This is a genomic window from Paenibacillus marchantiophytorum (assembly GCF_014640555.1).
Lineage (GTDB): Bacteria > Bacillota > Bacilli > Paenibacillales > NBRC-103111 > Paenibacillus_E > Paenibacillus_E marchantiophytorum.
Window position 1 is genome coordinate 16,953 of sequence record NZ_BMHE01000059.1, and the last position, 23,562, is coordinate 40,514.

The 23,562-nt window shown below is 47.4% G+C and carries 17 protein-coding genes, 6 tRNA genes and 1 rRNA gene; 6 read left to right on the forward strand and 18 right to left on the reverse strand.

Annotation, left to right across the window (positions count from 1 at the left end):
• Positions 1 to 103: 103 nt before the first annotated feature.
• The 6 genes from mglC to IEY34_RS31735 all read right to left on the reverse strand — a co-directional run bounded on the left by mglC (position 104) and on the right by IEY34_RS31735 (position 8,505).
• Entirely contained in the window at positions 104 to 1,135 is a 1,032-nt protein-coding gene (gene mglC, locus IEY34_RS31710; RefSeq protein WP_189019609.1) for a galactose/methyl galactoside ABC transporter permease MglC, read from the reverse strand.
• Between the two features lie 19 nt (positions 1,136 to 1,154).
• Positions 1,155 to 2,669, reverse strand: a complete 1,515-nt coding sequence (locus IEY34_RS31715) for a sugar ABC transporter ATP-binding protein (protein ID WP_189019611.1) — start codon at positions 2,667 to 2,669, stop codon at positions 1,155 to 1,157.
• A 141-nt stretch (positions 2,670 to 2,810) separates the two neighbouring features.
• The gene (locus IEY34_RS31720; RefSeq protein WP_189019613.1) at positions 2,811 to 3,890 is read right to left on the reverse strand and encodes a galactose ABC transporter substrate-binding protein; all 1,080 of its coding nucleotides are present in this window, start codon (positions 3,888 to 3,890) and stop codon (positions 2,811 to 2,813) included.
• A gap of 112 nt (positions 3,891 to 4,002) precedes the next feature.
• On the reverse strand, positions 4,003 to 4,983 hold the full coding sequence (locus IEY34_RS31725) for a substrate-binding domain-containing protein (RefSeq protein ID WP_229757934.1): 981 nt from the start codon (positions 4,981 to 4,983) through the stop codon (positions 4,003 to 4,005).
• A gap of 49 nt (positions 4,984 to 5,032) precedes the next feature.
• Positions 5,033 to 6,769 carry a cache domain-containing sensor histidine kinase gene (locus tag IEY34_RS31730; protein WP_189019641.1) on the reverse strand — a complete coding sequence of 579 codons (1,737 nt, stop codon included), beginning with the start codon at positions 6,767 to 6,769 and terminating at the stop codon, positions 5,033 to 5,035.
• Between the two features lie 77 nt (positions 6,770 to 6,846).
• Entirely contained in the window at positions 6,847 to 8,505 is a 1,659-nt protein-coding gene (locus tag IEY34_RS31735) for a response regulator (protein ID WP_189019615.1), read from the reverse strand.
• Positions 8,506 to 8,731: 226 nt separating this feature from the next.
• On the opposite strand from IEY34_RS31735, the gene IEY34_RS31740 reads away from it, so the two are divergent.
• The 4 genes from IEY34_RS31740 to IEY34_RS31755 all read left to right on the forward strand — a co-directional run bounded on the left by IEY34_RS31740 (position 8,732) and on the right by IEY34_RS31755 (position 12,470).
• Complete coding sequence (locus tag IEY34_RS31740; RefSeq protein WP_189019617.1) at positions 8,732 to 9,688, forward strand: AAA family ATPase; 957 nt, start codon at positions 8,732 to 8,734, stop codon at positions 9,686 to 9,688.
• A 3-nt stretch (positions 9,689 to 9,691) separates the two neighbouring features.
• Entirely contained in the window at positions 9,692 to 10,843 is a 1,152-nt protein-coding gene (locus IEY34_RS31745) for a DUF58 domain-containing protein (protein ID WP_189019619.1), read from the forward strand.
• Positions 10,806 to 12,179 carry a DUF4129 domain-containing protein gene (locus tag IEY34_RS31750; protein WP_189019621.1) on the forward strand — a complete coding sequence of 458 codons (1,374 nt, stop codon included), beginning with the start codon at positions 10,806 to 10,808 and terminating at the stop codon, positions 12,177 to 12,179. Before IEY34_RS31745 ends, IEY34_RS31750 begins: the two co-directional genes overlap by 38 nt.
• Before the next feature lie 120 nt (positions 12,180 to 12,299).
• Positions 12,300 to 12,470 carry a hypothetical protein gene (locus IEY34_RS31755; protein ID WP_189019623.1) on the forward strand — a complete coding sequence of 57 codons (171 nt, stop codon included), beginning with the start codon at positions 12,300 to 12,302 and terminating at the stop codon, positions 12,468 to 12,470.
• Positions 12,471 to 12,631: 161 nt separating this feature from the next.
• On the opposite strand, the gene IEY34_RS31760 is transcribed toward IEY34_RS31755, so the two are convergent.
• Positions 12,632 to 12,901 (reverse strand): zinc ribbon domain-containing protein, encoded by a 270-nt coding sequence (locus tag IEY34_RS31760; RefSeq protein WP_189019625.1) that lies wholly within the window; start codon positions 12,899 to 12,901, stop codon positions 12,632 to 12,634.
• Positions 12,902 to 13,065: 164 nt separating this feature from the next.
• On the opposite strand from IEY34_RS31760, the gene hprK reads away from it, so the two are divergent.
• Both hprK and IEY34_RS31770 read left to right on the forward strand, forming a co-directional pair.
• Positions 13,066 to 13,980 carry an HPr(Ser) kinase/phosphatase gene (gene hprK / locus IEY34_RS31765; RefSeq protein WP_189019627.1) on the forward strand — a complete coding sequence of 305 codons (915 nt, stop codon included), beginning with the start codon at positions 13,066 to 13,068 and terminating at the stop codon, positions 13,978 to 13,980.
• A 571-nt stretch (positions 13,981 to 14,551) separates the two neighbouring features.
• Positions 14,552 to 15,469 carry a hypothetical protein gene (locus tag IEY34_RS31770; RefSeq protein WP_189019629.1) on the forward strand — a complete coding sequence of 306 codons (918 nt, stop codon included), beginning with the start codon at positions 14,552 to 14,554 and terminating at the stop codon, positions 15,467 to 15,469.
• Positions 15,470 to 15,635: 166 nt separating this feature from the next.
• Here the strand turns inward: IEY34_RS31770 and IEY34_RS31775 are convergent, their stop codons facing one another.
• The 11 genes from IEY34_RS31775 to rrf all read right to left on the reverse strand — a co-directional run bounded on the left by IEY34_RS31775 (position 15,636) and on the right by rrf (position 23,422).
• On the reverse strand, positions 15,636 to 17,624 hold the full coding sequence (locus IEY34_RS31775; protein WP_189019631.1) for a transglycosylase domain-containing protein: 1,989 nt from the start codon (positions 17,622 to 17,624) through the stop codon (positions 15,636 to 15,638).
• Between the two features lie 160 nt (positions 17,625 to 17,784).
• Entirely contained in the window at positions 17,785 to 18,174 is a 390-nt protein-coding gene (locus IEY34_RS31780) for a carboxymuconolactone decarboxylase family protein (protein ID WP_189019633.1), read from the reverse strand.
• Between the two features lie 2 nt (positions 18,175 to 18,176).
• The gene (locus IEY34_RS31785) at positions 18,177 to 19,805 is read right to left on the reverse strand and encodes a thiamine pyrophosphate-binding protein (protein ID WP_189019634.1); all 1,629 of its coding nucleotides are present in this window, start codon (positions 19,803 to 19,805) and stop codon (positions 18,177 to 18,179) included.
• Entirely contained in the window at positions 19,806 to 21,995 is a 2,190-nt protein-coding gene (locus tag IEY34_RS31790) for a GGDEF and EAL domain-containing protein (protein ID WP_229757935.1), read from the reverse strand.
• Positions 21,996 to 22,684: 689 nt separating this feature from the next.
• Positions 22,685 to 22,758 (reverse strand) — tRNA-Pro (locus tag IEY34_RS31795).
• Positions 22,759 to 22,789: 31 nt separating this feature from the next.
• Positions 22,790 to 22,866, reverse strand: a tRNA-Arg gene (locus IEY34_RS31800).
• Positions 22,867 to 22,874: 8 nt separating this feature from the next.
• Positions 22,875 to 22,949 (reverse strand) — tRNA-Gly (locus IEY34_RS31805).
• Between the two features lie 43 nt (positions 22,950 to 22,992).
• Positions 22,993 to 23,072 (reverse strand) — tRNA-Leu (locus IEY34_RS31810).
• 19 nt (positions 23,073 to 23,091) lie between these two features.
• Positions 23,092 to 23,167: transfer RNA gene (locus IEY34_RS31815), tRNA-Lys, on the reverse strand.
• A 7-nt stretch (positions 23,168 to 23,174) separates the two neighbouring features.
• A tRNA-Met gene (locus IEY34_RS31820) sits at positions 23,175 to 23,251 on the reverse strand.
• Positions 23,252 to 23,305: 54 nt separating this feature from the next.
• Positions 23,306 to 23,422: ribosomal RNA gene (rrf, locus tag IEY34_RS31825) — 5S ribosomal RNA — on the reverse strand.
• Between the last annotated feature and the right edge of the window lie 140 nt (positions 23,423 to 23,562).

Consider the following 23,562-nt stretch of genomic DNA (forward strand, 5'->3'; position numbering starts at 1 on the left):
GGTAGGCCACCTCTCGTTTAGAAAACGCTTTCAAAAAGGACGCGATAACAGACTGTCCATTAGTTGCGACAGCCTGTTTCACCTCGATATTCAACTTGCCAGCTTACTTCGAGTTCATATATTTGCGCATATCAAACGCTACCGCAGCGACGATGATTACACCTTTAATAATTAGCTGCCAGTAAGGGCTGATCCCAATAAACGTCAAACCGTAGTTGATAACGCTGAAAATCAATACCCCGGCAAGAACGCCCGGCACCGTCCCAATACCACCCGAAGTTGATACACCGCCGACTACACAAGCGGCAATGGCATCAAGCTCGTACATATTCCCATAGTTGTTCGTAGCACCGCCGGTTCTGGCTGCTTCAAGCACCCCGGCTAATCCGTACAAAGCACCTGCAATGGAGTAAATATAGATAAGGTAACGGTTTACGTTAATCCCCGAAACGACTGCTGCGTGAATGTTGCCGCCAATGGCGTACATGTATTTACCGAGCTTCGTTTTGTTGAAAACAATCCAGACAATAATCGATACTACGATAGCAATAATAACAATGTAAGGTAATGAATACGTGGCATCAGATCCAATTGAACCCGTTCCTAGTTTACTGAAGTCAGGTCTCAAACCGCCGATAGGCTGGGACTGATTCGGCTTCATATCGAAGTATAGGGAGTTGATACCGTATACAGCTACCATCGTTCCTAGTGTTGCAATGAATGGTGGAACCCTCAATTTAGCGACTATAATCCCATTGATGAGACCTACCAACAAACCTGCGATAATCGCCAGGATAATTGGAACCAGAAGCGGCAGATGCGGCAGATCCGGGAAGAATCTCCGGCCATATTCCTGCGTTTGCAGCATGGAAGCCGAGATAACGGCAGTCAGACCAACGATCCGTCCGGTCGATAAATCGGTTCCTCCAGTAATTAAGATAAACGCAGCACCCAAGGCGATAATAACGCGTGTAGACGACTGCAGCAAAATATCTCTAAGAATATTCACCGATAAAAAGCGTGGATCATAAATCGCAATTCCGACAACCAGCACGACAAGCACGATGTAGATTGCGTATTTGGTCACGAACCCACTGATGTCTCTGGATTTTATAGTTTCTGTCTTGGTACTCATGGTTTCTTGGCCCCCTCCATTATGCCATGTGCTGTGCAGCAAGGCGCATGATCTCTTCTTCTGTTGCTTTGTTTCCATCTACAATCCCCGTAAGGCGTCCTTCGCACATGACCATGATTCGGTCTGACATCCCGAGAAGTTCAGGCATTTCAGAAGAGATCATGATAATACTTTTTCCCTGCTTGGCAAGATCAGCAATGATGGAGTAAATCTCAAATTTAGCCCCTACGTCGATCCCCCGTGTTGGTTCATCGAGCAAAAGCACATCGGGCTCCGTAAGAAGCCATCTCGCGAGCAGCACTTTTTGTTGGTTACCACCGGACAAATTTTTGATCAAAGCATGCATATTAGGCGTCTTCACCCTAAGCATTTCGATGCTTCGCTCGACTTCGACTTTCCGTTTAGCTTCATTAATGAAGCCTAAGGGATTCATGTATCTGCCCAAATTGGCGATAACCGTGTTTTCCAGTACCGATAATACGGGGAAAATCCCGGTCACACGACGCTCTTCTGTGAGCAGCGCGATTTTATGTTTAATGGCATCAATCGGTGATTTGAGCTTAACCGGCTTTCCGTTCATCGCAATGCTGCCGGAAGCTATGCCTCTCATCCCGAACAAAGCTTCAATCAGTTCTGTACGTTGCGCCCCGACAAGTCCACCCACGCCGAGGATTTCACCTTTGCGAAGATCAAAGGAGACATTCTTAAACGATTTGGGAATGACAGACGTCAATCCGTCAACCTTCATTAATACACCGTTAGGCACATTGTGACGCTCAGGAAAACGCTCTTTCAGATCACGTCCAACCATCTTGGAGATGATCATATCTGTTGTTAAATCGGCGGATGGCCAGGTCCCAATCTTCGTTCCGTCACGCATAATTGTAACTTCATCCGAAATCTCAAGAATTTCTTCCATTTTATGTGAAATATAGATGATCGAAACGCCACGACTTCTCAGGTCGCGAATGATGCGAAACAACTGCTCAACTTCATTGCCTGTCAACGACGATGTCGGCTCATCCATAACAATGACTTTCGAATTAAAAGAAACGGCCTTGGCAATTTCAATGGATTGCACTTTGGAAACCGATAACGTTCCCACTAGCGTATCCGGCTTAATATCCATTTGGAGTTGATTGAACAGGTTCTCTGTATCTTTACGCATCTTCTTGTGATCCACTAATTTCAAAGGTCCGATCCCTTTAAGCGGAAAACGTCCTAACCAAATGTTCTCCATCACATTGCGATGAGGAACCGGGTGAAGCTCTTGATGAATCATGGAAATGCCGCTTGATAAAGCAATCTTGGAATTATGAATGGAAACGATTTCGCCATTCAGCTTGATTTCTCCGCCATCCGGTTTATAAATACCGAACAAGCATTTCATTAACGTTGATTTCCCAGCCCCGTTCTCTCCCATCAGTGCATGTACGCTGCCTGGGCGAACTTGGAGGGTGACGTTATCCAGCGCCTTAACGCCAGGGAACTCTTTGGATATTTGATTCATTTCCAGTAAATAGTCTGCAGTCATGGTAACTCCCCCTACCAGCTCACGATAATCCCCACAAAGTGAAGCCTTTCTTCGAAGCTTTAGTCTCTTAGCCTTTGCACGGATTCCCAAATAAGGAAGGCAAGAGCTTGACGCTGCTGCTCTTGCCCGCTTCACTCTGGATTACTTCGCTTCGCTCATGTTCTCTTTTGTAATCTTTTTGTAGGAAATCCATACATACTTACCGTCAGTTACATCATAGCCAGTTGTTTCTTTGCTAGGCGTTTTGCCGTTAGCCAGAGCCGTTGCTACGTTCGTCGTTGCTGCGCCTTGGTTCTTCGCATCGTTCAGAACTGTTCCGAGCAACGTGCCATCGCTAAGTGCTTGCAGCGCAGGAGCTGTAGCATCTACACCAACAACGGGCAGGAATTTATTGTCTTTGAAATAACCTTTTGCTTTCAAAGCTTCGATCGCGCCAAGCGCCATATCATCGTTGTTCGCAAGAACAGCTTCGATTTTGCTTTCGCTGGAAGCTAAGAACGCCGCCATTTTCTCTTGACCTTTAACGCGGTCCCACATCGCTGTATCTTCTGCTACTTTTTCTACACCCAGACCAGCATCTGTGATCGCTTGGATGGAGAATTTCGTACGAAGCTCAGCATCTTGATGTCCTGGCTCGCCTTTAAGCATGACGTATTGGATTTTACCGTCTTTATTTTTGTCCGCTTCCGGATGAGCTTTGAAGTAATCAACCAACAATTGGCCTTCCATTGTACCGGATTGTTCCGCTTTTGCTCCTACGTAGTAAACTTTATCCCATTTCTTCATGTCATCAGCCAAAGGCTCACGGTTCAAGAAGACGACTGGCACGTTCGCTGCTTTGGCTTTATCGATGATAACGCCTGCTGCCGTACGGTCAACTGCGTTGATCGCTAGAGCGTTTACTTTTTTCGTGATGAAAAGGTCAACTTTATCATTTTGCGTTGGTTGAGAGTTTTGACTGTCAACGATATCGACCGTTGCTTTGTCTTTCGCCGCATCCGCGATCGCTGCGCGAACACCGGACATGAAAGTATCATCAAATTTATAGATCGCTACACCGATATTTGGTTTTTTACCTGTGTCAGCTGCTTTAGGCGTTGCTGTCGCTGCTGCACCTGTAGAAGCTGCCGGAGCTGGTGTTGCTGTTTCTGTTTTATTACCGCAGCCTACGACGGTTGCAACCAGCGCGCCTGCCACTGCTAGAGTAAGAAGTTTTTTCAAAGTAAGACCCTCCCTAAAAGGTTGTTTGTTTGGTTTGTTTACATTTCTAACTATAAACTTTCGCGTGTTCAAAACAAATGCAATATCCTCACATGTTCTATCGAAATTCTCATCACTTTATAAACGGAAATAACAGCTTCTGATTGTCCGACCAGAACATATTCGTCAGGTCAATCGCTCGAATGCCTGTATCCACGCGGCTTGGGACCTTCTTCCCCTTGGCAGCTTCGACCGCATTCTTCACGCCCAAATACCCGATGCTGAACGGATTCTGAATAATCGTCGCTTGGATGACGCCTTCTTGCAGCAGCTCCAATTCTTCCGATGTGCTGTCGAAAGTAATAATCTTGATCTTGTCCTGCAAATTCAATTGTTGGACTGCATCCGCCACGCCAATCGAAGATATTTCATTCAAGGCAACAATTCCGTCCAAATCCGGATATTTGGCGACGATGTTCTGCGTCATCTGGGCGGCAAGCTCCCGGTCTGTCAGACTATACACTTTATCAATGACACGAACGTCCGGATATTGGGCGATCTCGTCCAAAAGACCCTGTTCACGAAGCTCCGTATTGCGCTCTCCTTGCTTAAAGCTGACAATCGCAATCTGCCCGCTCGTTCCAGCGAGTTTAATGAGCTGTTTGCCGGCCAACTGTCCCGCCTCATAATTATTAGCGCCAATAAAGCTCTTCGCTTTGCGTGACTCCACTTCGGAATCAATCGTTATAACCGGTATGCCGAAAGCGTTCGCATCTTCCACAACCTGAGACAATTCTCTGTAATCGTTAGCCGCGAGAACAATCGCGTCCGGTCTGCTGCTAATGGATTGCTCCATCAAAGCAATCTGACCCTTCACATCCGCCTCATCACCTGGTGCGCGGAAATCCAGGGCGACATCGAATTCCTTCGCCGCCACTTCGGCCCCCATCTTCACTGTCTTCCAATAATCGCCGTTTTGGCTTCTAAGCACGACTTCCAAGTGCCTCTTTTGCTCGGCTGGCGTCATCTCGTCTTGTCTGGAGCAGGAGGATACGGAGACGACAGCAATCAGGATGGCAAAAAGCAGGGGTCCTAGTTTCATTGTTTTAACCATCGTATCTCCTTCCTATTCAACATAAGGTCTAATCGTCGAGCCTGCTGCATCACGGCTGCACCTTCTCGGCAGGAATCCAGATCTTCACCAGCGTCCCTTCCTCCAGCTCACTTTCGACCGTAACTCCGTAATCGGATCCAAAATAAAGCTGAATTCGCTCATGCACATTGCGCAGCCCGACACCGGAGCCTTTATCGCTTTTCACCTGACCGGAGAGAATATTCTTCAGCGTTTCTTCCGACATGCCGACCCCGTTATCGCGAATTTGAAATAGGATGCGCTCCTCCTGCCTGCTCGCCGTTATGTGAATATGACCTTTATCCACCATATATTCGATCCCGTGATACAACGCATTTTCCACAAATGGCTGCAAAATCAACTTCAGGGTCTGGTACTCCAGAATCTCGTTATCCACCTTAATGTCGTAATCAAACTTATCCTTATAGCGCATCTTCTGGATGATCAAATAATTGCGGATATGCTCAATCTCTTCCCCGATCGTAATGATGTTCTTCCCTTTGCTGAGGGATATCCGAAAGAATTTGGACAACGAAGTAATCGTCGTCACAACCTCCTCATTCTTGCCATTGCCCACCATCCGCACGACCGAATTGAGTGTATTGTATAAAAAATGCGGATTAATCTGCGATTGCAGAACCTCCAGCTCATTTTTTCGTTTCGTCTCCTGCTCATGGATGCTTTGATCCATCAGTTCTCGAACCCGTGAAACCATCAGGTTGAATCTGCGTGAAAGCTGCTCCACTTCATCGGCTCCGCGAACATGAATATATGTATCGAAGTGTCCCTTCTCCACCATTTCCATCGACTTCTTCAACCGCTTGATCGGCTTGGAAATCCGAGCGGACATGAAAGAAGAGATCAGTAAAATAAAGATAAGCACAATAACCAGCAGCCAAATCATGAATGTACTGACTTCCTTGCGGGTCGTCATCATTTCATCGAGATAAGAGACCCCAATAATTTTCCACCCGATGTTATTGACGGTTCTGACCACATTAAGCCGGGGCTCGCCTTCGCTGACGTCCATATATTTGCCATAAGAGAATTTAAGCGCTTGTTCGACATTTTCATATTTCAAGCCAATATAAATGAGCTGCTGCTGCGGATGGTACACAATGTTTCCCGCGGAGTCATCGATAATGTACACGTATCCCTTCTTGCCCAAAGACACAGTGCGAAACACATCATCCAACGTCTTGAAATTAATGTCTACGAGCAAGACCGCATCCTCCCATTTCCCATTTTGCATAATGGAAACCCCTTTGCTCATCGAAACCACCCATTTGTAGGGGTCCTTGAACAAGTTCTGGATATGCGGCAGGGAGAATGTCAGATGGTTGGGATTATCAAGCGCAGAACGAAACCACGACTGCTCGAGCAGCCGCGTATTCTTGCGCATTTCTGTTGTGTGAATGCCCGTCACAAGTCCACCATCAGCCGTAAATAGATTGATCGAGACGATATCCTCCCTTGTGCTGGCGATCGTCTCCAACTGCTCAAGCAATTTATCCGTCGGAATACCGCGGCTCTTGGCAATCTTGGCATCGACCACTTCGAACGTATCCGCCATGCCTTTAATATAATTTTCCAGGTTGAGCTGCACCTGTTCGATGACTTGCTGTGTACTCAGGAATGCATTTTCTTCCGCTGTTGTGGAGAATTTATTGTACAACACGAGGGAAACGACCAGCATGACGACCACCGTAATCAAAATAAACGACATCGTAATCGTAAATTGAATGCTCTTCACTCTCAGCGTATCCATCAGCACATCATACAAGGTTTGGAAAAGCTCTTTCACTTTCCGCCTCAAGCTGTCACCCCCATTCTAGAGCCCCTGTATTACTCTGCATTCGAGCTGTTATTGCGATATTCTTTGGGCGAAACCCCCACATTTTTGCGGAATGAGAAGCTGAAATAATTCGCATCGGCATAGCCCACCTTCTCAGCAATCTCCAAAGCCTTCATATCAGTCGTCCGCAACAGCTCCTTAGCGGCTTCCATCCGAATATGATTGAGATAGTTCACGAACGTCATTTTGGTCTCTTTTTTGAAAATACTGCTGAAATAGCCCGCGCTGATATGCAGGTGACCACACACTTTATTAATCGTAATATCCCCTTCATGGTAGTTGCTCTTCGTATAGTCTTTGGCCATTTCGACCAAGTTCTTATACGTATACTGGCGATCCGTCGCAATATGCGTCATCATTTTCGCACACAAATCGACCAACCACATCTTCGCTTCCTCGAGCGAGGTGAATTTATTAATCTCTGTAAAAGGAACGAAGTTATCGCCGAATACCTCGTCAACATTCAAGTTGGAGTCCTTCGCTGCTTTCAGGATGCAGGTCAGAATTTCGAGCAGATAGATTTGATAATCCTTAACGGAAACACCACCCTCAATGCCTTGAAAGAGCTCGTCCATCGTTTCCCGAATCTCCGCGGCCGTCCCCACCTTAATACAGCGGGTCAAAGCGTGTTCTTTCACATCATCGAAGCGAATCTTATCCACTGTTCGTTTCTCTACATCATCGATGCAGATCATTCGGTTATTGCCCAGAATAAGTCGGTAATCCAGCGCAAGGACCGCATCTTCATACGAATAGCTGATGTTGGTGATTTCATTCATCACCGTGCCAATTCCTACCGTCAGCGTAAATTTCAAATATTTCTCCACGCTCTGCCGGACTTCTTCCAGCACCTTCATTGTTTCCTGCAGCGCAGTTGCTCTATCCCTGCTTTCTCTCAATGCTAGAACAACGACCTCATCGTTATGCATAAAAACAAGGCCAAGCCCCCGCTTCTCGGCAATTTCCTCTGTAATATTCAGCAGGGCAAAATATTTCAACGCCTGATCCTCGGAATACTTGAGAGAAACTGATTTCGCCAACTCGCTGCGATTCTCCAGATCATCTTCCTGAATAAGCACCCCGTCAATGCTGAGAACGGCTGCGATAAATCCTTGGCCACTCAGATCAATCCCATAGTTCGCTGCTTTCTCATAGACTTCATCCCGCGGAAGTTTACGGTTCATTAACGTCGCTAAGAAATTTTCTTTCAGCACTGGCATGCTTTTGCGGTAATGCTCCTTCAGGAGCTGAACGTCTTCCCGATGAGCTACTTCCTCCTGAATTTGCGCTTTCACTTTCAATAAAGCATTAACCAACTCCTGCGCCGAAAAAGGCTTGAGCACATATTCATCAATGTGCAGCTTAATCGCCCTTTGGGCATATTCGAACTCATCGTGCCCCGTCAAGATAATGAGCTTAATCGTGGGAAAACGCTCGCGAATAGCCTCAGCAAGTTGAAGCCCGTTCATGAACGGCATCTGAATGTCTGTCACAACCACGTCCGGCTGCAAACGCTCTACCATTTCCAGCGCTTCTCTCCCATTCTCTGCTTTCTCTATCACTTCCAAGCCAATCGCTTCCCAGTTGATTTCACGCACAACGCCTTCGCGCACATCCTCTTCGTCATCCACTACTAACAGCTTATACATAATCGACCTCCCATGAAGCTCTGATTTTATTCAAATTTTTTCCTTTTAAGTGTCTTTTTTCACCATCATTGTACTAACTGCCTCTCGATTACACAACTAGCTAATACGCGATTGAGGAAATAATGGTAAAATTCACCTGATCTCTGTTAAAATCAAGAAGATAACTATGCCCTTCATTCCTATCTAAATAAAACTGATTCTTCCCCATGCCTAGGAGGTAACGACTTTGGATTTAACGCCAATCAAACGCATCGCTTCCCTTATACAAGACAATGTTAGCAAAGTCATTGTCGGTAAAGACGATACCGTCGAACTGATGGTCATCGCCCTTATCGCCTCGGGTCATGTCCTTTTGGAGGATGTTCCCGGCACTGGCAAAACGCAGCTCGCCAAAGCGCTCGCCCGCTCCCTGGACGGCACCATGAAGCGCATTCAGTTCACGCCTGATCTGCTGCCGTCCGATGTAAGCGGCATCAATTTCTTCAACCAGAAGCTGGGCGACTTCGAATTCCGCCCTGGACCGCTGTTCGCTCACATCGTGCTCGCCGATGAGATTAACCGCGCGACCCCGCGCACGCAGTCCAGCCTGCTCGAAAGCATGGAGGAACGCCAAGTGAGCATCGACGGGGAAACCCGCAAACTCGAGGCGCCGTTCCTCGTCATTGCGACGCAGAACCCCGTCGAGAATCAGGGGACGTTCCCGCTGCCGGAAGCGCAGCTTGACCGCTTCCTGATGAAGCTCTCTCTCGGCTATCCAACCGCCGCCGAGCAGTTCTTGATCCTGCAGCGATACCGGCAGCAGGATCCGCTGGATCAGCTTCTGCCGGTCGTCAGGCGCGCCGAGCTGCTCGAAGCCCAGCATCTCTTCACGCAGGTGCGCGTCAGCGACGAGCTGCTGCACTACATCGTGCAGCTCGCGGAGGCGACGCGCTCGCATGCCGACAGCGCGCTTGGCGTCAGCCCGCGCGGCGTACGCGCCTTGATGAAGTCGGCGCAGGTGTACGCGGCGCTGCGCGACCGCGACTACGTGCTGCCTGACGACATCAAGGCGTTGGCGAAGCCCGTGTGGGCGCATCGCATCATGCTGCGCACACGCTCGCGCCAACAGGACCTGCAGGTGCATACGCTGCTGTCCAGCATTCTTGCCGTTACCCCCGTTCCTACGGAAGTGAAGCTGGGGTAGCCGATGGGAATAAGCTGGATTCTCGTCATCGCTGTCGCTCTGTACGTTCTCCAGCATATGTTCATGGCCCGCCTCGGATTTCGCGGGCTGCGCATTGCACGAGCCTTCAACAAAACCCATTGCCATGTGGGAGATGACATCGAGATGATCGAAACGATCGTCAATCGCAAGCTCATTCCTCTCCCCTGGCTGCGCTTAGAATCAACGATCCACGCGGGACTGCATTTTGCGAAGCAAAGCAATCTGGAAGTGAGCAGTGGGACCATTTTCCAGAATCATCGCAGTTTATTCAGCCTCATGCCTTACACGCGAATTGTCCGTCGCCACCGGGTGAAGGCGGCCAAACGAGGCTGGTATAAGCTCGAAACCGTGGCTGCATCCATCGGCGATTTCGTGGGGATGGCGGCGGCGACACGAACGCATCGCTTCGAGCTGGAACTGCTCGTCTATCCGCGCCTCGTGAGCCGAGAGGACATTCCCCTCGTCTCCAGCCGCTGGCAGGGAGATGTTACAGTCAAACGATGGATCATGCCAGACCCGTTTCTTGTTTCGGGTGTGCGTGACTATCGTTTCGGAGATACAATGAACAGCATTCACTGGAAAGCCACTGCTCGCAGCCAAAGACTACAGGTATACAACCGTGAATTCACCGCAGATCCTCGCTTGCTGATCATCGTGAATACACAAGTCACCGAGACCATGTGGGACGCGGTGAGTGATCCGGAGCTCGTGGAGAAAGGCTTGTCCTATGCCGCTACGCTCGCCGAATATGCCGTCAGCCAAGGAGTCCCCGTTGGTTTCGGCTATAATGGCTCATTGGTTGGGCAACCGGGCGTGCCCATTTATATGACTCCTGAGGGCGGGACTGCTCACTTGGAGTACCTTTTCGAAACGATGGCGAAGCTGGCCGTCTCCTGCACTCGCTCGTGCAGCAACTTTCTCGATCTGGAAGTTGAACAAGTAGGAACTGCCATGGATATTATCCTGTTGACCGCGTTCGTTTCACCTGATATGGAAGAAAGCATAGAGCGGTTGGAAGCGCTAGGTCACTCGGTCTTTCTCGTGCCCTTGCAGCATCATCTGCTACCTCAAACTGAACAGGAGGCGAATGCAGCCGATGACTACCCCCATTCCAACGCCACCTCAGGGAGCTGATCAGTCTCTATGGCTTAGAAACCTCGGCTCTGCGTTCTTGTTCGGTGGATTTGAGCTGATACTCTTCTATCCGCTTGTTGTGCTGATTCATCTCTATGGCTCTGTGACTCCTTTATGGACATCCTGTTTGCAATTCTGGCTGAGCTTTGTTCTTGGAAGTTTTCTTGGACGTGTACGCTGGGTTAATCGCCTAATTTATGAAATAGCTTCTAGTGTCCTCGTAGGCTGTATCATGTCCTTCCTGATCCAAGGGACCGACTGGCACAGCTGGTTGTTCGCGGTGATCGGCACTATCGTCGCTTATCGTGGGCTGCGCAGCGCTAAGGAAGGGTGGGAGGCTATCTTCCCGGTGGCGACCTTTGTTGTCGCAGGGATGATTTATTTGGCGGGTGTGCCGATTATGGGGCGCATCGTCAGTTTCCAGCCCTATATGGTCGGGCTGAACGGCTTCGGATTCTGTTCGTTAATCCTATTTTTCTTCACGACGAATCGCGCTCAGCTTCTAAACGCAACGTTGGCGAGCTCCGAGCGTGCGGCGGCATCCTCCCTCTCGACTACCGTCAAACGTTCCAGCCGTATCTGGTTAATCACCTTCATTGTTCTGATTGTCGCCGTCGCTTACTTTAGGCAAATTCAGCACGCTATACTGGCCTTTCTCCGAGGAGCCATCCTCTGGATGCTCGAGCTGTTTCGATCGGATGCTCCGGAAAACCCGCCGGAACCTAGTCCATCTGCTCCGCCTCCTGTTCTTCCACCGGCTGAACCTGCCGGCGATCCGAGTTGGCTGAGCATCCTGATGCACTACGTGCAGGTCATTGTCGGTTATCTGCTTGTCCTTGCCTTTATCCTGTTCGTTCTCTACCTGATCGTCTCCAAGCTTGCACCGCTTGCAGCCTCACTGCTGCGGCGCTTAATGAACCGCTCGCTTAGCCAGCAGCAAGGCGCGGATGTCGAGGGCTTCACCGATGAGAAAGAGAACCTTCTCACTTGGCAAGAGCTGCCCCGCCTGTGGAGGCAGCAAGCGATGAATCGCAGAGCGCAGAACAAATCCGCTGCCAAGTGGGCCCAGTTGCCCAATAACCAAGAGCGCATCCGCCTGCTCTATCGCATCGTGATGCGGCAGGCAGCCAAAAGTGGATATTCGTACAAGAAAGCTCTCACGCCTAATGAGACAGAGCTTGATCTTCGCAGCATCGATCGGCTGCCTGACCAAACCATCCAAGCGGTCACGTCTGTTTATAACAAGATTCGCTATGGCAATGAGGATATCTCCGATCAGGAGCTCGACCAACTGCTTCGAACGATTGATCCCGGCATTCGCAATCAAGTGAAGTGATGCTATCGCCAATGTATGGCGCCAGGCTGATTTTTCCGTTTTCTGAAAAATCATGCACATCTTTTCATCCACAGGCATATAGATAATTGTTTGAATACATTCGACTGAGGTGGTTTTGAGATGTTAGCATTAAAAACTGGCTGCGAAAGACATGAAGTTGTTCAAACTTTATGTGAAATGGGATTGGATCAAATCGCAAAATGGATTATGGTACTACCTGAAGACAGGTGGGAAAACATGTTTCTTTCTACATGGCCAACACTTGCCAAAAAATGCGGCTTCAACAGGTAAGCTGCTTTTACATAAACAGAGGATAGGCCTACCCACCCTAACGCTCCTTGCGCTCGCTGCAGGGAGCGCTTTTTTTCTCGAGCACATCGGTGTGCGAATTGCTGGCATGCCTTCTTGCTGATGTGGCCTACTTGCTGGTGTGCCCTACTTGCTGATATGCCCTACTTGCCCGATGACCATCTTTTTAATTTCGGAATATTTCTCGTAAAGAGCCCCGTCAGAATCCTTGGGAACCCGAACTCGACAAGCTTCTGTTTCACCCGTTCCTTCATTTGCTCAGCCGTAAGATCAGGCAGCGTGAACTCCCCGTTCTCATAGCAGTGACTGCAATAGACTTTACTCTTGGCTCCTGATTTCTCAGTTCCCCCGCCCTGTTCATCACGGGCCAAAGGCATCCCGCAGCTTTGACAATTTTTATAAACAGCATCCATCTTTGAAATCCCCCTTGCAAGCTTTTCTCTTTATCATAACAAGAATGCTTACAGATGCAATGTCAAAAGCTTGCAGCGCTCATCTTTCAAGCGCTTACAGGGAAGGAATTCAGCTACTCCAGCGCGAATAATATAGATATCGTACAATCTAAGGAGGAGCAATTGTGAAGCCCGTTACAGTCAAAGATTTGGTTGAGCGCTTTTCGCTCGAGGTACTTGCCGGACATTCGGAACTGCACCGTCCGATTACCAAAACGAAGGCACATCGCCCCGGACTCGAGTTTGTGGGATACTTCGAATACTTCCCCCAAGCCCATGTTCAGCTTTTAGGCCGGAAAGAAATCACCTATTTGCATAAACTTAGTGAAAATGAACGAAATCTTCATATCGGTAATATTGTCAAATATCACCCGCCTTGTTTCGTTGTCACCAGAAACCAAGAGGGCTTGAAATATTTAACCAAATATTGCGAAGAAGAACACATCCCTCTGCTCCGCACAGCTGCTCCTACGAGCAAGTTTCAAGATTTGGTTGATTTGTATTTGAGCAAATCCTTGGCCCAAGAAATCGCGGTTCACGGCGTCTGCGTCAACGTATCCGGCATCGGCATTCTGCTGCGCGGCAAATCGGGCGTGGGCAAAAGCGAAACCGCTCATACGCTGATTCACCGGGGGCATCGTCTCGTTGCGGATGATATCGTCGTACTCAAGAAAATCAGCCCAGAGACGCTCCTCGGCACCCATAACGGGAAGACCAAGGAATTCCTGGCGCTGCGCAGCATCGGCCTCGTCAACGTTTCGAGACTGTATGGCCGGAAAGCTTTTCAAGACGAGACGAGGATCGTGCTAGACATCGAATTGACCAAATGGCAAGAGCATGCGCTCAACAACGATCTGGAGCTAGAACCTAAGTTCACGGAGTATATGGATATCAAAATCCCCCATATCGAGATTCAGCTGCAGCCTGGGCGCGATGTTGCCGGGCTCGTTGAAGCCGCCGCCAACAACTGGTATTTGCGCCAGCAAGGCTACAGCGCAGCTGAAGAATTCATGCAGCGGCTGCAGAACAGCAATGACTAAAGATACGAGCCTCCAGAGACTTTAATTGCTGAAAAAGAGCTGCTTCTTGCGCGCATAAGAGCTCTTAGCGGCTCTTATTTATCGGAATACAAGAATAACCCAGCCTGCGGCTAGGTCATCAAGTCCATGCACCTTCACAATTTTCCTTACGAACTCAATACCCTTTATTCGGCCAAAATCGCTCATTCTGAAAATCTAATGAATTCCAGAGGCGCTATTTGAAGAAATTGATACCCATTCGGCCAATAAAGTGCCGGGTAACGCCAATCCAGTTCATTAAATCTCCAAAGTAGCCATTTTCTCGTCTATAAGCATCCTACAGTTCATTAGATGCCACTCAAGACCGAAAACCTCCAAAGCAAAGAGGCCTGCGGTGGACGTCAACTAAAAAGGGAGTCCCCCTTAAATCCACCCCAAAATTTATACTATCTAAGAAAGAGATAGGGCTGTTCTCCAGGTTTATTACCTTGAGAGACAGCCCTTTCTTCTTTTCCTCCGCTGCCAGCTCTTAGGCGTGGTACCGCCCCAAATCGGGATCAAGAGTCGAAACCTGTAAGCGGAGGTGTTTCTTATGCGCAAACGAGTATCCATCATTCTCATATCCGTCACCCTGGCAGCTGTTATGCTTTACGGATGGACCGCCTATGCGGCAACTTCGCCAACCCAAATCACATCTACGTCCACAAAGGGGACGTTCACTTCTGTCGATTCAGCTACCATCAAGTTATCCACAGATACTGTAGAGCAAACCGTCCCACTGGCCAAATCGGTCTGGGTTTACCGAAATGAGCACAAGGCTCAACTTACTGATTTAGTGGCAGGCGATCAGATCGAGCTCATCCTGAACAGCAAGCAGCAAGCAGCCTATATCAAAGCGACTTCTGCCAATGCAGCCAAACCTGATGCAGCAGCGTCAGGAACAGCGAATTCTACGGCTTCACCAACAGCACAACCTACAGCCGCACCGTCGCCTACACCGCTTCCTGCGGGAACGCCAGAACCAACACCGCAAGGGGCAGCTGCTAAACCTGTGGCGCCTGCACAACCTGAGCGGAATCATGAAGTTTATCCTAATCTGGAAGGTATGGATGTGTCCGTGGATGGCAAGCACTTTAAGCTTCATATCCGCCAATCCCAAGGACCTCATGGCAGCTTGTATGATCTAAACATTAAACCAGAAGATGCCGGAACGATTCATCTAAGTGGAGATCAAGCAGCAGCCTGGATCCGCGAGCTGCTCGCCTCTATCGATCTCAAATCATCTGACGCTAAACAGACTCTCGCTGCGCAGCTGGCTCAGCATTATGGTTTGGATGCGAGCAAACTGACTATCCAAATGAAAACCCAATGGAAGCCGGACCAAGCGCCTGCTGCCAAGAAATATGATGATCGCAAGGATAAGAACAAAGATAAAGATAAGGACAAGGAAGAAACCCACAAAAAAAACGTTAACCCACGTGGCGATGTTCAGCGCAATTCAGATCGCTAAAGCTCCTTCCACATACAGGCAGGACTTCAGGTTTTCACTCCTTCCACAAACAGGCAGGTCCTTCAGGTTTTCACACCTTTCGCAATAGGCAGGCCTTCAAGTTTTCACTCCTTCCACAAAAAGGCAGGCCCTTCAGGTATTATTACCTTCCGGTCCTGCCTCTTCCTCATTTCTTCTTCCCCTTCTCATGCCCGTGACCAGGCGGCTTCTTCTCTTCCTTCACGGGTTTTTCTGCCTCCACCTGCTCATCCTTCACGTCCAGAGACTCACCGCTTATACGTGGTACATCAAACGGAACAATCGGCGCTCCCGCCAATGCTCGCTCCATCATCTCACGAAACATTACCGCTGGTACTGCACCGCCTGAGGTCGTTAGATAATGCGTCTTGTCCGTACGATCATAGCCAACCCATACGGCAGCTGTAAGCTCTGGTGTGTACCCAACGAACCAGGCATCCTTCGCACTGCCGCTGCCCACCCCTTCGAACTCCTTCGTCTGTGGCAGCTGCGTAGTACCGGATTTCCCCGCTACAGGGCGGTTCATCGCTGCATTCTTGCCTGTTCCCTGGACCACAGCTGCCTGCAGCATCGAGGTCATCGCATTTGCTGTACCAGCCTGCATCACAGAGACCGCCTTAGAACTGCGCGCAACTAAAACGTGACCGCTCTTCGTTTCAATCTTCGTAATGGTATGTGCTTGATGCAGCATCCCTTTATTCGCGAACGCACTGAAGGCTTGCGCCATCTGAAGCGGCGATACCCCTGTGGATAACCCTCCTAGCGCGATACCAAGTTGTCTATCCTCTTTGGGCAGCGGAATCCCCAGTGCTTTGGCGAATTGCAGTCCACGATCAATGCCTATCTCATGAAGGAGCCATACAGCCGGCACATTCCAGGACGAAATGATCGCCTCCTGCATCGTCACTTGCCCACGTGTTTGATGATCCCAATCCTGTGGTTGATAACCTTCAATGTTGAGGGGGCCGTCGAATAAGGCAGAATTAGGATTGTAGCCATTCTCTAAAGCCGGACCATAGACAGCAATAGGTTTAAAAGCAGATCCTGGTTGCCTCTTTAGCTGAGTTGCATGACTAAAACCACGAAATACCTCTTCCCCACGACCTCCCGCCAAAGCGCGAATGCCTCCTGTTTGCTGATAAAGGATGACCGCACCGCTTTGAATACGTTGATCCGGCTGACTTGCCGGGAACAGACTTTCGTTCTGATATACTTCCGCAACTGCGTTCTGAACGACGGGATCCAGCTCGGTTGTAATGCGCAGTCCTCCTGTGAGCAGTTGCTCCTCTGTGAAGCCATATGTCTGCACAGCCTCGCGAATAACTTCATCCACATAAGCTGGATAGCGCCCCTTCAGATCATTCCCATTATCTGATTTCATGACGCCTAGCGGAGCTGCCTTCGCTTTCTCGTAAGCTTCAATTGAAATCACATCTTCATCGCGCATCAGCATCAGCACTGTATTTCGCCGCTCGAGTGCCTGATTCTCATCCTGAAACGGGGAGTATCTGCTAGGAGCCTTAGGTAGTGCTGCTAGTACTGCAGCCTCCGGCAAGCTTAGCTCTTGCACATTTTTGTTAAAATACGTCCTCGAGGCCCCCTGCACACCCCAGCTCCCTTCTCCAAAATAAATACGATTAAGATACATTCCCAAAATCTCATCTTTCCCGAATGTCCTATCTATTTTGATCGCATAAGCCGCTTCTTTCAGTTTACGACCAAGCGTTTTGTCTGCACTTAGAAATAAATTGCGGGCAAGCTGCTGTGTAATCGTACTGGCCCCCTCGGAATAGCCGCCCTTCACTACATCGCGGGCAATCGCACGTACAATGGACTTCATATCAATCCCCGAATGCGAATAAAATCTTCGGTCTTCCACGGCTACAATCGCATCGGTCAACACTTTGGGCATTTGTGAAATCGGTACAGGCTCAATCTTCGAACTCGATAGCTGTGCTGCCGCTTGACCGTCCTTATCCAGCACGAGCGTTGCCTCCGGAAGCGGTTGATTAATAAGTGATACATCGAGCCCGCGAATATACACATAACAAGCCACGAATAGGCCTAGGCACCCGACAATAACGATTCCACCACTCCATTGCCAGAATCGTTTTCTTTTCCAAAATGACTGCTTCATCCAACCTTCCCCCTTATATCACTTATAGATATTCGCAGGATTTGCAAGGTTAGCGACGCATCACCAAAAAACGCGCCTTCTCCCATTGGGAAAAGACGCGTTTGCTTCTTTCAGGCTATTGAAGTCGGCGCTTGATCAAAAGGCAATACCAAATCCCGCGTTAAATATCTTTGATGCCCCGCTGCTCGAAAACGGTCATGACCTGCGTCATGGCACTGCATGCTTTGGGGAAACCCACATAGGCAGCGCTATGAATAACTAGCTCTACAATCTCTTTGGGTGTTAGTCCGACATTCAGGGCAGCATTCAAGTGAAAAGGCATTTGCTCAAAAGCTCCCTGGGTAATTAACGCCGTTAACGTAATGAGTTCTCTTTGCTTGTAATCCAGCGCTTCGCGAGAATAAATTTCTCCAAAGCCAAAAGAAACAAGAAAATCAGCGAAATCTGGGTAAAATTTTTCAAAAGCCCCGATCGCTTTTAAACCTGGTTCGCCAACCATGTCATTCAAAACTTCAATGCCTTTATTATAGCTTTCCGGATTTCTACTCATCGCTATCCCCTCTTTGCCGTTGGTGGAAGTTCTAAAGGATCAACAATAACTTCAATGACAACGGTTGTATTGGCTGTTTGCGCTTGACGAATGGCGTCTTCCAACTCTTGTGCAGTTGTACACTTGAAGGCGAGCGCCCCCATGGATTCCGCATACTTTTGAGCGTCTAGCATCGTTCTATATACGGTGCCGATAGCTTTCCCTAAGTGCAGTGTCATCCCGTTATCTACCATATCGATTTTCCCATTATTGAACACCACAAAAATAACATTAGCTCCATAATTAACAGCTGTTGAAATCTCCGAACCATGCATAAACGTGCATCCATCGCCGGTTAAGCAGACAATTTTGGCATCCGGCTTTGCCAGTTTGGCGCCAATTGCATACCCAATCGCATGGCCCATGGTTCCGAACACATCATCAAAATAGAAGGTTCCGGGTCTCTTCACTTCATAATTCTGGATCGCATAAAACGTATGACTGCCATCATCGCCAAAAATGACCGTGTCTTCATCGAATGTTGCGCTCATAACCTTAGCTGCTTCCGCCGCTCTTATGGGAGACTTACTCTCTATGTAAGATTCAATGCCTTTATACTTGTCCATATCAAAAGGCTTTTTAATGATTTCTTTATAATCTAGTTTATCAAAAAGTGCAAGAAGATTGGTTTTGATGTCACCCAGAATCGGCAGCGTTTCGACCTGAATGGTTTTACCTATAAATGTTTGATCATAATCAAAATGAATTATTTTTTTGGGATATACGGAAGGGTTTAGGCCAGCTACAGACATATCGGAAAGCTTAGTCCCAATGACAATCATTAAATCCAGACCGCTCTCCACATAAGCACTTGCTTCCTGCGTGCCGCCCAGCCCGAAAGCACCCAAGGACAAGTGATGTTTGCTTTCAAAAGCTCCCTTGCCGCCAGGCGTCGTCATAACGGGAATATCGAAAATCTCGGCTAACATCTTCACTTCGCGATAAGCTCTGCTTGCATGTACCCCTTTGCCCACGAAGATGACTTTCTTCTCAGAACGATTGATTAACTCTTTACATTGCTCTAAATTCGAGGCAACAGGGTGAATCACTTCCGGTAGATCCATGTGAAATTCTTCGATGCTTTCCGCCAAAACGTCTGCTGCAATCGACAGATGCACTGGACCCTTAACACCTGAGTAAGCCTTCTCGATCGCATGCTCAAAATAAGCCTTGAACGTATCCGCTCGTTCTATCCGGGCGCTGAACTTGGTTACAGGTTCAAACATTTTGACGACATCCGTTCCGAACATGGTGGAGTCCTGCCCTAAGGCCCTGCCAGAATCTTTAATGGAAGGGTGCCCTGTGATGAATAAAACGGGAAGGTGAGAAGCTTTGGCTTGACCGGCTGAAGTTAAGAGATTCGTTCCACCGGGGCCGGATGTTCCAATCGCTACCGCCAATTGATTCTTCATTAATGCATATCCAGCCGCCTCGAAGCCAGCTCCGGATTCATGTTTCGCAAGCACGAATTCGATATCATGGTTGTGTAAGTCTAGGATGAGTGCGGTGACAGCTTTGCCAGGAATGCCGAATACGTGGTTGATTTCCCACTTTTTCAAATGGACTGCTATTATCTCGGAAATTTTTTTCATTTACAAACCATCCATTTCATTTGTGAAATTGATTTCGATCCCCTCATTAATTTTGTAAAATGACTTTTCAAAATCATCGGCAGAAAGAGGCTTACTAAAATAATATCCTTGAACTACATCGCATTTTCTCATCTGTAAAAAATCAAGTTGATCTTTCGTTTCAACACCCTCAGCTACAACATCCAAATTCAAATTGTGCGCCATCGAAATAATGGTACTGACAATGTTTGAATCATTCTTATCCAACATGATATCTCGTACGAACGATTTATCGATCTTCAACGTATGGATAGAGAACTTTTTCAAATAGTTTAACGAACTGTAACCCGTTCCAAAATCATCAATGCTGATCCTCACGCCCAAGGCATTCAACTGGCCCAAAACATTGATCGCACGCTCCACATCCATCGTCATGGTTTCCGTAATCTCTAACTCCAAATAATTAGGATCCATGCCAAATTCAATAAGCGTATTGTTGATGATTTCTACCAAATTGTCCTTCAAAAACTGTTGGGAAGAGAGATTCACTGCCATTCGAATGCGTGGGAATCCTTTCTCGACCCATCTCTTGCTTTGATTGCACACTTCGCTTAAAACCCACTCGCCAACTTGAGAAATCAGCCCGTTTTCTTCTAGAATCGGAATAAAGTTCTCTGGTGACACGATGCCATATTCAGGACTATTCCATCTTAGCAGCGCTTCCACACCAATCACTTTCTTCTTCATTAGATCAACTTGCGGCTGATAATACACCATGAATTCTTTTTTTTCCAACGCCCTTCTTAAAAGAACTTCCAAAGATAACTTATCTTTTTCTTTCGAATAGGTCTTCATATTGGAATCAAACAGTGTATAATTATTTCTCCCCTTTGATTTGGATTTGTACATGGCATTGTCTGCATACACCATGAACGTTTCGGCATCCGTCCCATCATTCGGATAAATGGCGATACCAATACTTGCCGTGACATGAAATTTCGAAGAGTTAATCGTGAATGGAGTATCAAATAAATCAATGATCTGTTTGCCTTTATTGATGACTTCCTTCTGCCCAGTAATGTCACTGAACAAGAAAATAAATTCATCTCCGCCCATTCTAAATACTTTGCCATAATCACCTAAACATTCTGTTAACCGGCTGGATACCTGTTTCAGCAATACATCCCCATTGGAATGACCAAAAGCATCATTAATGGTTTTAAAGTGATCCAAATCTAGAAACATAAGTGCCAAATCTATATTTTTACCCGTAGATAACGAGGAGGAGATATAGGAGTTCAAGGTTTCTTTCAGTGATCTGCGATTCGGAAGCGAAGTCAATTCATCGTGATAGGCCAAATAGTTATGTTTTTCTTCATTGAGATAACGCTCCGTTATATCTCTTAGCTGCGAGTACGAGCCGATAAAATTATTCGTTTCATCGTAGATAGGCTGTGCATCAAACAAGCAGACCACCTTTTGATTATCGACCGTTTTCAACATCATCTGCACGTTGTCGAAACTCTTTTTGTTGTTAATCACTTTCTTCATATGACTGCTGATTAAGCATCCAGGATTTTCTGCGCTTCTTTCCAGAATGCTAATCTCTCTCTGAATCCCGAATTTCCCGATAACAAAATCATTCACCGAATTGATGACCCCATCCGCATTCGTGATAATGATACCGTTTCTATTTTTATTGACCATAATCTGGTTCAACATATCTAACTTTCGATTCTGCTTTCTAAGAAGAAGCTCTCTCTCGATCGAGTCTACTACCGTTGTCAGCATGGTCAGGAAAAATGGATTATGTAATTCCGTAGCTGTCATGATGCATATGCTTCCAAGCAAATTATTTACATCCGTATAATGGAAAGCAACCCCGTAACAAGCTGTACCATGAAGAATCGTGTGATAATGATTGGAGCCCACAAGCTGGATCGGATGCGTTTGTTGCAACGATAAACTCACAACATTAGTACCCATATCCTCTTGCGTAAATTGTGCACCTACACGTATGCCAAGTTGATTAATGGTTATCCGGATGGTTTCGTCTCCAACCATATGAATCAAATATCCGTTTTCGTCCGAGATTACGATGAGTACAGGCGTTCCACTTAATGAATCTAGAATTTTTTTTGAAAAGAAATCAATAACGGATAGAATTTCGTTATATGTATTTCTCTTTGCCAACAACTGTTTTTCTGACATTGAACGTTTTGGCTTTCTAATTTCATTAGGGTCCATTCCTGCTGCAATACATTTTCTCTTAGACTCAACGATATAGTCAGGTTCATGATTCAGTTGTTCCAATTTTACCACCGCCCATTTATTTAAACTTTTATAGTAGTATCTTTTTGTTTGAGCCTATAGGTTCAATTTCATTAATTATGTAGATCCGATTTAATTCTTTTAGTATAATTCGACAAAAAAAGATATTACCCTGCAAAACTGTTTAGAATTGGTTACATTTGTTTACACTTGGAAGTTTCTTTTAAAAAAGACACCTGCCTAATTAAGCAGGTGCCACTTTTGGAAACAACAAGAGCATGTGTCACATGGAATAATTTACACCCCTACCGTCTTCTCCTTCTCCTTGAACAACGCAGCTTTCACAACCAAGCTGCGCACCCCAGTAATTAGAAAGACAGACGTGAACCCCACCCATTATGCAAAGAACACATCCATGCAGAAGGTCATAAGAATGGGTTCTCAGCGGGTATTCCTTGCTGCCACCATCTAGTTATGTCAATCGTACCAACTACTATTTATGAGGAACATATAACACTACTATACATTAATTTTGGAATTAATCATATTGCTAAAATGATAGATATTTGTATATTAAAAAAAGCATAAACAGATCAGCTTACGCGCTGACTGACTATGCTAATTCTGTATCGGGACGACACGATTTGAACATGCGACCCCCTGCTCCCAAAGCAGGTGCTCTACCAAGCTGAGCTACGTCCCGAAAGTATGTAAACTATTCATATAAATAAAAATGGCGCGCCCTGAGAGATTCGAACTCCCGACCTTTTGATTCGTAGTCAAATACTCTATCCAGCTGAGCTAAGGGCGCTTACTTAATGGAGCGGAAGACGGGGATCGAACCCGCGACCCTCGCCTTGGCAAGGCGATGCTCTACCGCTGAGCCACTTCCGCATAGGGATCCCCAAGGCGTGTAACACTCCTTGGGGATGATTGATGCGCGTAGAGGGACTTGAACCCCCACGGTCGCCCGCTAGATCCTAAGTCTAGTGCGTCTGCCAATTCCGCCATACGCGCATGCTGTAAATAAGGCAAATGGTGAGTCATGTAGGATTCGAACCTACGACACCCTGATTAAAAGTCAGGTGCTCTACCAACTGAGCTAATGACTCGCATCATTGGTTGCGGGGGCAGGATTTGAACCTGCGGCCTTCGGGTTATGAGCCCGACGAGCTACCGGGCTGCTCCACCCCGCGTCATAGTTAGATGCCCTACAATCTCTTGCTGTAAAATACCCCAAAAGGGATACTGCTTGGCAACGTTCTACTCTCCCAGAACCCTGCGGTTCAAGTACCATCGACGCTGGAGGGCTTAACGGTCGTGTTCGAGATGGGAACGCGTGGGTCCCCTCCGCCATCATCACCAAACAGTCAAAACGTGATTTGCGCCTTGAAAACTAGATACGAAACGTGCGTAAAGTTAGGATTTCTTAGGTTTATTGGTTAAGCCCTCGACCGATTAGTATTCGTCAGCTGCATACGTTGCCGCACTTCCACCTCGAACCTAT